General features: G+C 58.1%; 11 protein-coding genes and 2 pseudogenes. 8 read left to right on the top strand and 5 right to left on the bottom strand.

What is annotated here, in order from left to right; all coding sequences use genetic code 11:
- Window positions 1-356: 356 nt before the first annotated feature.
- Window positions 357-1,355 (bottom strand): IS110 family RNA-guided transposase, encoded by a 999-nt coding sequence (locus ACR3FF_RS23435; RefSeq protein ID WP_458190551.1) that lies wholly within the window; start codon window positions 1,353-1,355, stop codon window positions 357-359.
- A gap of 389 nt (window positions 1,356-1,744) precedes the next feature.
- Here ACR3FF_RS23435 and ACR3FF_RS23430 point away from each other — a divergent pair, with 389 nt between their 5' ends.
- From ACR3FF_RS23430 to ACR3FF_RS23410, 5 genes and pseudogenes are all read left to right on the top strand, one after another.
- Window positions 1,745-2,344, top strand: coding sequence for a DUF7437 domain-containing protein (locus ACR3FF_RS23430; RefSeq protein ID WP_458190550.1), 600 nt, complete (start codon window positions 1,745-1,747; stop codon window positions 2,342-2,344).
- A complete protein-coding gene (locus ACR3FF_RS23425; RefSeq protein ID WP_458190549.1) occupies window positions 2,341-2,841 on the top strand; it encodes a PIN domain-containing protein in 501 nt (166 codons plus the stop codon). Before ACR3FF_RS23430 ends, ACR3FF_RS23425 begins: the two co-directional genes overlap by 4 nt.
- Before the next feature lie 908 nt (window positions 2,842-3,749).
- Window positions 3,750-4,700 carry a MarR family transcriptional regulator gene (locus ACR3FF_RS23420; protein ID WP_458190548.1) on the top strand — a complete coding sequence of 317 codons (951 nt, stop codon included), beginning with the start codon at window positions 3,750-3,752 and terminating at the stop codon, window positions 4,698-4,700.
- Window positions 4,697-5,426, top strand: a pseudogene (locus ACR3FF_RS23415) (hypothetical protein); the annotation flags it as partial. The gene ACR3FF_RS23420 and the pseudogene ACR3FF_RS23415, both read left to right, overlap by 4 nt.
- An 84-nt stretch (window positions 5,427-5,510) precedes the next feature.
- Window positions 5,511-6,158, top strand: a complete 648-nt coding sequence (locus ACR3FF_RS23410; RefSeq protein WP_458190552.1) for a transcription initiation factor IIB family protein — start codon at window positions 5,511-5,513, stop codon at window positions 6,156-6,158.
- 233 nt (window positions 6,159-6,391) lie between these two features.
- On the opposite strand, the gene ACR3FF_RS23405 is transcribed toward ACR3FF_RS23410, so the two are convergent.
- On the bottom strand, window positions 6,392-6,787 hold the full coding sequence (locus tag ACR3FF_RS23405) for a PIN domain-containing protein (RefSeq protein WP_458190547.1): 396 nt from the start codon (window positions 6,785-6,787) through the stop codon (window positions 6,392-6,394).
- Window positions 6,784-7,032, bottom strand: coding sequence for an antitoxin VapB family protein (locus tag ACR3FF_RS23400; RefSeq protein WP_458190546.1), 249 nt, complete (start codon window positions 7,030-7,032; stop codon window positions 6,784-6,786). The genes ACR3FF_RS23405 and ACR3FF_RS23400 overlap by 4 nt, the downstream gene beginning before the upstream one ends.
- Before the next feature lie 273 nt (window positions 7,033-7,305).
- Between ACR3FF_RS23400 and ACR3FF_RS23395 the strand changes: the two genes are divergently transcribed.
- Window positions 7,306-7,917, top strand: a complete 612-nt coding sequence (locus ACR3FF_RS23395; protein ID WP_458190545.1) for a hypothetical protein — start codon at window positions 7,306-7,308, stop codon at window positions 7,915-7,917.
- 212 nt (window positions 7,918-8,129) lie between these two features.
- Window positions 8,130-8,327: a hypothetical protein gene (locus ACR3FF_RS23390; RefSeq protein WP_458190544.1), complete on the top strand. Its 198-nt coding sequence runs from the start codon at window positions 8,130-8,132 to the stop codon at window positions 8,325-8,327.
- A gap of 34 nt (window positions 8,328-8,361) precedes the next feature.
- Here the strand turns inward: ACR3FF_RS23390 and ACR3FF_RS23385 are convergent, their stop codons facing one another.
- Window positions 8,362-8,826, bottom strand: a complete 465-nt coding sequence (locus ACR3FF_RS23385) for an ester cyclase (RefSeq protein ID WP_458190543.1) — start codon at window positions 8,824-8,826, stop codon at window positions 8,362-8,364.
- A gap of 264 nt (window positions 8,827-9,090) precedes the next feature.
- On the opposite strand from ACR3FF_RS23385, the gene ACR3FF_RS23380 reads away from it, so the two are divergent.
- A complete protein-coding gene (locus ACR3FF_RS23380) occupies window positions 9,091-9,798 on the top strand; it encodes a hypothetical protein (RefSeq protein WP_458190542.1) in 708 nt (235 codons plus the stop codon).
- Between the two features lie 214 nt (window positions 9,799-10,012).
- Here the strand turns inward: ACR3FF_RS23380 and ACR3FF_RS23375 are convergent.
- Window positions 10,013-10,381: pseudogene (locus ACR3FF_RS23375) on the bottom strand (IS4 family transposase); the annotation flags it as partial.

The raw sequence follows: 10,381 nt of genomic DNA, 5'->3' as shown, positions 1-10,381 counted from the left end.
GTCGATGTAGCGGATGGAGAGCGAAGCATTTGGCCTGCGTATGAAACCACTGTTGGAGATGAGCTAGACATCTTGTTCGGGGTGTTCCGCCGGGAACACCCCTTTCTCCTGCGCCCTCAGCCTCTGTATTCACCTATGGAAATTCTGCTGGCTCAACGAACCACCGCTAGCGACAAAGTTGTTCGGACGATCTCGCTTCTCTAGTCCTTCAACAGCGAGAAACCGCCAGATAGCATGGTGATTGAGACCTCCACAACCGGTAGGCGGTCGCAACGAGTTCCGCGAGAGCTGTCGCTCACGCTGGCTCCACTCGGCCACTGAGGAACGCCGGTCCGGCGTTCCTCAGATACCCTTCTTCAGGCGCTCACCCCCGGTGGATCGTAGACTTCCTCCCGGTCGAGCATGTAGTACATCGAGACGAGCAGTTTTCGCGCCGTCGCAACGATTGCTTTTTTCGAGTTCATCCGACGAGTCAACCGGTGGAAGAACCGGCTCAGATACTCGTCTTTACACGTGTACACGGCTGAGTACGCACTCTGAACCAAGATCCAGCGAACTCGTCCTGAGCCACGTTTCGAGATGCCTCCCTCGATCCGCGAGTCGGGTGACTCGCGGATCGTCGGGTTCAGTCCCATGTAACTCACGACCTCCTTGTGGCCATCGAACCGATCGATCTCACCCAGTTCAGCGTAGATCAGCAACGCGGAGTAGTGGCTGACGCCGGGGATCGTCATGAGCAGCTGGGTCTCGGTTAGAGACCCAGCGCGCTCCTCGATCGCAGCTTCCAGCTGTGTCATCTTCTCGGTCAGGGTGTCGACCACATCGAGATATGAGTCCAAGAGATCGTCCCAGGGGGTCGGGAGCGAGAGTTCCTCCAGGAACTCTCGTCCCTCGACACTCAGCGGTTTTACTGTCCTCGTGATGCCGTTGTCGGCAAGCAAGCCGTGGATTTTGTTGGCGAACTTGGTCCGATCTTCGACCAATGTCTGTCGCCCGCGCACGAGTGCGCGGGCTTCCCGAATCTCGTCGGTAGGAACGTAACTCTCCGGAACGGAGTTCAGCCGGAGCAACCGCGCGAGTTCTTTTGCGTCGACGCGATCAGTTTTCTTGTCCGACTGAGCGATGAGCGTCAGTTTGCCTGGATGAGCGACGGTTACGTCCAAGTACTCCGCGAGAGTATCATGAACGTGGTAGTAATTGCTGGTCGCCTCGATCACCGCACGAGACCCAGCGTATCGCTGGGCGAGGTCGTCGAGGTTCGCGTTCTTGACGCGAACCTCTTCGACAATCTCGCCAGCGTCGTCCATTACTGCCACCTGTGCGTACCGCTTGTGGAAGTCGATTCCGAGGTACATGGTCTGTTCCTCCGGGATAGAACGCCGGTGCGTGAACCAGAAATTCAACAGAGTTGTCTTCTTGAAAGCCCCCGCACGCTCGCCGGCTGTGCCTCGCTGCGCTCCTCACTCCGATATGGTGCTTGGCTGGCGAGAGCGGAGCTCTCACTGCTTCCCACTCACTCACATTCGTTCGCTTGTGGGAACGTCGGCTCGCACGGCGAGCGCCCGGCCCCTTTCAGTCCCACCATAGTGGTTGGTCGGGATTGTTCTCATGGTTTGACTGGTGTTTCGCTCCGGCCCGCCCCGCTCGCCGCTGCCGCCCGCCGCGTCGCTCGCGACCGCCTCTAAGTAGACTGACCACAACACTCTTTACTGATTCACTGTAAACTGTAATTACCTGCCCACCCATGTCACGCACCTCAAACCGAGCCAACGGTGACGTCATCCGCGATTTCCTTTCGGTCGCAAATCTCCTCGAAGAGCCATCACTCGCCCAACTGTACGCGTATCTTGCTCGCGAGGGTGAAGCCACCGTCCAAGAATTGATGGACGCCCTCGACCTCGCACAGGGAACGGCCTACACCTACGTGAATCGGCTCGTCGACGCTGGCGTCATTGAAGCCACCACTGATGATCAGCCCCGGAGGTACGTCGCCCAAAACATCAATCTCACGGTGACTGCCGCCGACGGTACTCGCGAGTACACGATTACGCCAGCGCTCATCGACGCGGTCGCCCGCCGGGGAACCGACGGCGATATCGATACGTACATCGACCGACACGGGATCGCCGGACTTGCAACGGCGCTCACCTACGCCGTTGACCGCGAACGTGGTACCGTCACCCATCGCCTAATGGCGCGTGATCTCGACATCTCGCCACTCGCTGCTGAGATCATCTTGCAGGCGCTCCAGCCCGTTGTCCACGAACACTTCGACATCGAGGAGTCGGGCACGTCGGTTGCAGATATCGAAGGTGTCGACGAGAACGTGGACGACGACGCGTGACTGTCCTCCATATCGCAGATACCGGCCTGTTCGTCGCGATGGGCCAGCCGTCGAACCGTCGGTATCAGGCCGTCCGCACGTTTGCCCGCCGGAACGACATCACGTTCGTCCTCCCAGAACGTGTGTACGACGAACTGACCGTCAACACGCCCGACGGCAAGACATCGCCGGTCGACACAGCAATCGAACAGGAGTGGGCACGAATTGCAGCGCCTTTGGACTACTCGCATGGCTTGGTCTCACGGACGATGGACGGTGTTCAGCGGTACATCGCGAATGCGGATGACCGCCCGGCCGGCGAGATTGAACGTGCTGATCCAGCGCTCGCGGGAGTTGCTGCACAAGCGCTTATCGAGAAGTCCGCAGACCACGCCTACATCTACACGACGGATCGGCTCGCAGGGGAAGGAGCCGTGAACGTCTTCGATAGAGAGGGCTATGGCGATTCAGTGACCTACGTGAACGGCTTCCGCTTTGTTGAGGATCTACTCGAGTAGTCTGTTTCTGGGCAAGTCCGTAGATCGGTCGCTATGGATCACAAATCGATTGTAGCCAGCTAGCGACGGTCATGTTCTTTTTGAAAGCCCTCGGCCGCTCGACATCCCGCGACCACGCGAGACTCCGTCTCGCTGGCCCTCGTTCGCTTCGCTCACGAGGACACCGCTGCGCGCCTCGTGCCTGCGGTGCTTGCGGGGTCGGGGGACGACCGAGCCGGCCTCGCCCTTTCTGAGTCCACCAGGATGGCGATTGGTTGGCTGAGTATCGAATTGGTTGAACGGTGCTTCGTTACGGCACGCCCCGCTCGCCGCGTGCCGCCCGCCGCGTCGCTCGCGACCGACCATTCCGGGGGCTGCCTGCAGTAGCGGGCGGGCTGTCGGGCTAAAATGAATGTGCCCTCGGCGCCAGCGGGTATCCCCGTCGGTTTCGCCCCTCGCGGGCTTTCGCGTTCCAGCGCTTGGTGCCGCCTACGCTGGCTTGCATCTCTCGTTCAGTAGTCTCGTATTCAGTACGGTGCCCATTGCGTACACCGGACAGTCGCGGGTGACTACTGGTGGTGGGTCGAGTGATACAGCCGCTGTCACCCTGACCGAGACGAAAAACAAGAGCAGTAAGCAGTCCGTGTCAAGCCCAGCGGCACACTGCACGTCCTAGTTCAGTCGGATGACTGCTGTCTGTTGCTGGAAAGTGGAATGGTCGCGGGATCTCCAAGCCAGTATGAGCACAGCATGTTGCACGACATCACCTATATGATGTTTCTCAAACACATATCGACGATATTATATTTAATTAATAATGGGCTACACTGTCACCCCGATGGAAGTGACGACGCCACTATGTTCATAACGATGTCGTCAACCAAAATCAAGAAACGTATTTATACGAATGGGCTTTAGAGTATACACAGATGCTCACCAAGGCCGAACTCGCCGTCATTGACGCATTGAGTACCGGCCGGGAAGCGACGGCAGCCGAACTTGCGACGGATACCGAGTATTCGCAGGCACACCTCTACGACGTCCTCGATGAGTTGCTCGAAGCGGGACTTGTCGCCGAACGCCGCGGGCTCAACAACCAGCGGCAGGTTCATCTCGCTGACCACCCGGTCGTCGAAGCGTACCGAACCCTGCAGTCGGAACTCAGCCACGTCGAGTGGATCGACCTCCTCTCGCCGGCCACACTCCGGGTGTGCTGGTATCTCGACGAACCCTGTCGGGTGTCCGAGATCGCCGAGCGACTCGCGATCACTCGGCAGGGCGTCCACAAGGCGCTGTCACCGCTCAAGCATCGCGCGATGCTGTCGTCGTCCGGCCCGGAGTACGCGTTGAGTGAGGATCTCTCGCCGCTGCTGGCGTTCGCCCGTGCAGTTGTACAACATGAGCACCGGTCGCGAGCCCGGGCAGTCGCGCCGAGTGCAACCGTCGAGTGGTGTGATCCGAAGCGAGCACTTGTCCGCGTACAGACAGCCGCGGATACGCAGGCACTCGAAGCCGTCTCCGACTGGCAGCTGACCGGGCTCGCTCGGTTTTCGGAGTACGGCTTACAGTTCTTCCTTGCGGGCGAACCCGCGTTCTGGTATGCCCCCGACGAGGAACTCACACCTGCCGACGTGGTGTGTCACACGCTCGTCCTCGATAACGGATCCCGCCGCGTCAGCTATGCGATGCTCTTGATCGAGAAGCTGGACATCGACCGGGAGACGCTAACAGAGACTGCGCAGTGGTACGATTTGGACACTGCAGTAGCTGCGATGTGTCGGCCACTGCAGGGAGAGTTCGACGCCTCGGAGGAATCCCCAGTCATCCTCCCGAGTGAAGCAGAATTTACCGCGCTCAAAGAGCAATACGGGGTGGCATGACCGTGTTCAAGGGTGGCGAGGCGATCAAAGAGTTTTTTTGAGGAGTTCGACAACTGGCTCTCAGAACCTGTAACAGTGTATCTCCTCGGCGGCTCTGCGATGACGGTGCAGGGATTGAAGGACCAGACCGAGGATATCGACCTCGCGTTGGGTGTGGTATCCGAATTCGAGCACGTCAACCAGACGCTCACGTCGCAGGGATTCACGGTTGTTGGCGAGCCGACGAAGTCGTTCGAGGGCGTTGGAAAAACTGTCGAGTTGCATCACGAGACGCGCGGCTTCCAGATCGATCTCTTCGAACGGCAAGTCGTCGGGAAAGTGTGGATCACCGACCGGATGCACGACCGAGCAGAGGAGTTCTGGGCCGGGAATCACGCAACGGCATTCGTCCTCTCCGATGAGGATATGTTCTTGCTCAAGGCGGTTTCCGGTGGTGACTTGGCGAGTGGCCGTCGACGCGACATCGAAGATATGCGGACGTACGCCCAGCGGGGGATAGACTACGAGGTGGTTCTGACCGAGATCGACGAACAGCGACCGTTCAACACTGGCACGACTGAAGCACAACAGATTCGTGACCGCTCCCATCCGCTGTTCACAATCGAGATGGCGGTGAACTCACTCTCGGGACTTCCGGACTCATTCACGTCCCGTATCGCAGGGTTCGCGACGGAGTTTGAAGTCGAATACACCGTTCTGGGAGCTGTTGACGATGGACACGGAAATCCGCTCAGTAACGAGCAGTGGACGAAGTTCCAGCGCCTCCGGAAGTGGCACAAGCGCTACCAGTTCGGAGCAGATCGCAAGCGGATGAAACGGCTCAACGAGGGGCTGCGGGATGTCGAAATGATCGGCGGCAATCTGGGGCTGCCCGATCACGTCGTCAAGACGGCGGCGCAGTACCTGCGACGTGCTTCGAAGGCGCGGTTGGCCGGCGGACGGATGGCTTGGGAGACACTCGCCGGCGGTGCTGTCCTCCTCGCGGCACGGGCGTCGAGCGTGGAGCGTGAGGAGATCGACGTCGGGGTGGCGACCTACACGAAGGCACCCCTCGAACGGGTGTGTGCCGCGGCGCGGAAAATCCGGTGCGAGCTTGGGGTCGACACTGTTCCCGTCACTCGGCCGAACGCCGTGATGACCGTCGTGGATGCACTGGATGACGACGCACTCCCGGGAGGTGCAGCCGTGCGGACGTGGCGGCTGGCACAACACCTCATGCATCTCGGTGACCAGGTGCCGGTCGGGCCGGGGACGTCGCGACTCACCATCGTGGCAGCAGCGCTCTACGCGGCAGATCGGTTGACGCCCAAGAAGCATCTCACCCAGGGGCAGGTGGCGGCGGCGACCAGTACGGTCGTGCCGACGTCGACAAGCCGGATCAGTCAGTACAACTGCAAGCTCGTCGACGCCTACGAAGCCCGACACGGAACCAGAAATCCGGGTGTCATCCTCGAGTAGAAGTCGGACACCCTGCCTGAGCGGAGCCCTCTCCCGTTTTTTTTTGTGCGACCGCCGCCCAGTGGACGCCCCACCACCCCACCCTCCGCTCCCGGCCTCCCGCCGGTCGGCCGGCAGCCACAACCTGACAGCGCTATACAACGGTTCGAATACCGATCCATCTCCACCTCTGTACCGGTCAAGACAGAACCGAATCGCGTGACTGCAGATACTCGCAGAAAATTGCCACCTGATTAGTATTCTTCGACGTCGATGACCTTCTTCGTCTCCTCATGAGTGAGGTCGCCGTCGGCAGACACAACCGGCGCATCCAACTCACGCCCGACTGCTGCAATCAGCGCGTCGAGACCATCCAAGTACGGACCGCTTGGTCTAACTTCGTCTGCGACCTCTCCCGCGGTCACTGCCGTTCGCTTGTCTATCTCGTACTTCTCTCCCCACGAGAGATCAGCACGAGCACCGGCGACATCGCCGTTCGGCAGGTTCCCCTCACCGACGAGTACCTCGGCGTAAGCTGGGACGGGCATCACCCAGCGTTCATTATCGGCCCCGTTCGCCTCGTAGAACTCCTTCGTCGCTTCGACGCCGTCCAGGTAATCGATGAGATATGTCGCGTCAAGAACCTTCATGCACCGTTCTTAACCCGCTCTCGCATCCGTTCCTTCCGCTTCTCCTTCGCCTTCCGACGCCCCTCACGGACGTGCTCAGCTTCCTCGTCGGACCACCGGCCGAACCCATCGTAGAAGTCACCGACACGTTCCTTGTCGAGGACACGCTCTAGAACGTCGTTGTAGCTCTCACCCTCGCGCCGGCGACGGTTGAGTTCTCGTTTCACCCGGTCGCTCACGCGAATCTGTTCATCGGCGGTCGCCATCGTTACGTCAACGTTTGCGTTGACACGCCTTAATCGTTGGGTCAAGCGTAGTCAGTGAACCGTCTCGGGGTCAAGCTCCGAAGCACTCGGCCTGCTCCGCCTGTAGACCACTCAGGTGCTTCAAACACAGATCTACTTAGCGAGCAATTCGAAGTGGAAATCTTAGACTGAGCTGCCGTGCAAATCAACCAATGATACCCGAACCACCTCGCTACTACTGTCGTAGGACGACCGCTGGTTTGTCGCACCCAGGAGGGACAGAGCAAGTCACCAATGCCACCAGGCCCATCGTTCACGCTCGACGCTGAGACAGCAGCGGCCGTTCGCGACTGGCTATTCGAGACGGGCGTTAAGAACCACGCTGACCCACAGATTGCCGATCCGCTCGCTGAACTCGCCGCCGCAATCGATGGCGAACTCCACGACAGCACGGAGTACGTCGCGATCACCGCATCAACGACAGCCTTCCCACCAAATGACCACTCACCTGGTGGCGATGACGCCGATTCACCGACGCACCAGCAGGCAGAGGAACCCACACGACCAGCCGACGCTGTCCCTGTCGACGACGCCAACCGAATCTACGATCGTCTTCATGACGACGCCTGGCATCCCTCACTCGATCAGTATGAGCCGCAGCAAGCTAGCACGTCGGCACCACAAGGCAAGGAGACGTCGTCGACGGCAACTCCCCATTCCAAGGGTAGAAGTAATCGGATGTCAGTTCGATATCTCACTGCCTTCGAGTGCTCGGTGTGTGGCAGCATCCGAGAGGTAGAGACCTCGCTGCAGGTCTGTGCATTCGTGGATGATTGCCCGGCCTGTGGTGCCGTTGACGTCCGGTCCAGCGCAGTTGAGATTCCGTTACCCCTTTTTGACTCCTAATAGCGTGCCTGTCTGTGACCTGAATCTGCACCGCTGAATACTGGCGACTTATGTTAGCAGTAGTGATAATACGATTTCTTTATTCAGAATGTGGTCTGGAATAGCTGGTACATCTGGAGAGAACATATTTCTGTAGAATTTGTAGTGAGAACGCTATAGCATTTATACCATATGTGATGAATTATTAAGTGGACCACACGTGTACAGCGTGTGTGACATCCTCCCCGCTTGACACCCGCAAACTACTCCGCGAGAGTACGCCCGTCGTGGCCATCTTGCTCTTCTGGCTCGTTCTTACGGAGTTCACCCATTCGATTGTCTCCACAGGATTTCTCCGCGCTGGCGTCGTGATGGCGATGCAAAAAACAAGCAGTGAATTCTGTGCAGGTGACTCAAAATCCCGCCGGTGAAAAGGTGGCTGACAGTGTGGATGTCCGCTATCTGTCAGTCGCTTGTCGGCTTCTCTGGGGAGAAGAGATCTTCCGGAAGCTCACCGGCTCGCGTGAGTACGTCGAGCATGTTGACTTCCTGCCACGACTCGGCGAGCTTGCCATCCTCGAACCGGCAAATCTCGATCCCCGTCATCGTCACCTCCTCGCTCGAAGGTTGGACGTTCCCCATCTCGCCAACGTGTCTGCCTGTCATCGACCAGCGCCCGACGACGTAGTCGTCCGCCGAGATGACCTGTTGGATGTCGGTTGTTGCGTTCTCGAAGACGCCGGTTCCCATCTCGACCATCTGTCGATAGCCCTCCCGACCACTGGGCCACTCCGTCTCTTCTGGCATCGATGGGTCATGGAGGACGTAATCCTCGGCGATGAGTTCGTCAATGGCATCGAAGTTCTGCTTCTCCCATATCTCTTCGTTGATCCGTCGATAGACGTTCTCGTAGGTTTCAGCTGTCGTCATAACGGTTCTCCCTCTCCCGCGCTGTGACGGGCACTCAATAGACACGCGGCACTCGCTTAGTTATGAGTAAGTTGGTGCAGTGAAATTCGGTCTTGCTACCAACAAAATATCCATGCGGCGATGAGCCGAATTCGGTCATCATGATAGAGCCACCTCTCATTACTGTCGCGCGAGGAGGAAACCCTCTCTAGGGCGGGGATGAATCCGTGGATTCTACCAGAAGCCGGGTAACATTGATTGCAACCGAGTTTGCATTCCTCAGTAATGGACGTAAATCTCGACGCATACTCGGTGGAGTGCACTGAGTGTGAGATGTACGAGGATGCAGACGACTATTCGTCACTGCATGAGTTTGCCCAGAAACACGCCGACCACACTGGGCACGATATCCGTTGGACACAGGGCTCGACAATGCCGGATGTCTCGGTATTGGAATCGACCGACTATCACCTTCGGTGTGAGACGTGTGATGCGTCGTGGTCGTTCGATTCACAATCAGCCGCGGATGCGTACCAAGCGGAACATGCAGAATACACCGACCACGAGGCAGCTGATGAGATTGAGGAAGACATCTCGTGGACAGCCCACTGTGACAGCTGTAGGGCGTCACAGGAGTTTGCAGCCCATTCTGAGGCAGTGGAGTGGCGTGACGAACACCGAACCACCGATCACCGCACTGAATTCATAGCGGGAGACGGGACAACCCAAGCAGAGGGAACAGAGTCGACGCAGTCTGATTCGAGTATCGTTGAGACTGGGCAATCAAAGTCACAGCGTGACCGACTGAAGAACATCAAAGACCTCATTTCCAAACTCGAAGATGCGTGTGAAGATGGCGCACCCCTGCCTGTAGTGGTAATCGAGGCAACGACAATTGGGATGACGCAGTCTACGGCCCAGACAGAACTCGTGAACCTCAAGCAGAAAGGAGAGGTCTATGAACCCCAGTCCGGATTTTTGCGGACGACATAGCTTCGGTGGCATCCTCCCCGCCGTAAACGGCTGTCTCTTACCCATAAGTCAGAGCTAGCGAGAAAAATCACTCAGATCTGTCACGAGAAGAAAGAACCACTCAGGATGCGTTCATTATTCGGATCAATTCACGACGTTCGAGGAGTGGCCAGTCTGTGAAACTGGTGAGACATCCGTATTCACGGTGAGATTCGCTGAATGAGCGTCTTGGCGCTCATTCAGCACCAAGTTCATAGCCGTCTGCCCACATGCGCAGCTTCTGAAGTCCTTTCCACAGTGTCTGCCACCCTGGTGGAGGATCCGATCCTCGGTCCAGATATCCGCCAAGCTTGGCCACACTTACTGCGTAGACTTTCCCGTTCTGACCGCTCAGTTCTGGAAATTTCGTTTCCAGCACTGCGCGCTCGGCCTCGCTTAACAAGAGTTGCGGAGCACTCGATGTCTCGCCACGAGCTAGTTCTCGTAACTCCAGGACCTTCCACGCAATGACTGAATAGACACTCAGCAACACCTCCATCCGTTCCCACGTCTGGAGTTGCCGTTCTTCGATTTCACAGCCAGTCTTCAACACTTTCTGCCAATC

Source organism: Haladaptatus ordinarius (assembly GCF_054177595.1).
The sequence above is the reverse complement of the archived record's forward strand: the minus strand, read 5'-3'. Positions and strand labels throughout refer to the sequence as shown.

Coding starts and splice junctions, on each gene's coding strand:
- ACR3FF_RS23410 (WP_458190552.1), top strand. CDS start 5,511: ATGAAACGGCTCAACGAGGGGCTGCGGGATGTCGAAATGATCGGCGGC.
- ACR3FF_RS23380 (WP_458190542.1), top strand. CDS start 9,091: ATGGACGTAAATCTCGACGCATACTCGGTGGAGTGCACTGAGTGTGAG.
- ACR3FF_RS23405 (WP_458190547.1), bottom strand. CDS start 6,787: ATGAAGGTTCTTGACGCGACATATCTCATCGATTACCTGGACGGCGTC.
- ACR3FF_RS23385 (WP_458190543.1), bottom strand. CDS start 8,826: ATGACGACAGCTGAAACCTACGAGAACGTCTATCGACGGATCAACGAA.
- ACR3FF_RS23395 (WP_458190545.1), top strand. CDS start 7,306: ATGCCACCAGGCCCATCGTTCACGCTCGACGCTGAGACAGCAGCGGCC.
- ACR3FF_RS23430 (WP_458190550.1), top strand. CDS start 1,745: ATGTCACGCACCTCAAACCGAGCCAACGGTGACGTCATCCGCGATTTC.
- ACR3FF_RS23400 (WP_458190546.1), bottom strand. CDS start 7,032: ATGGCGACCGCCGATGAACAGATTCGCGTGAGCGACCGGGTGAAACGA.
- ACR3FF_RS23435 (WP_458190551.1), bottom strand. CDS start 1,355: ATGTACCTCGGAATCGACTTCCACAAGCGGTACGCACAGGTGGCAGTA.
- ACR3FF_RS23420 (WP_458190548.1), top strand. CDS start 3,750: ATGCTCACCAAGGCCGAACTCGCCGTCATTGACGCATTGAGTACCGGC.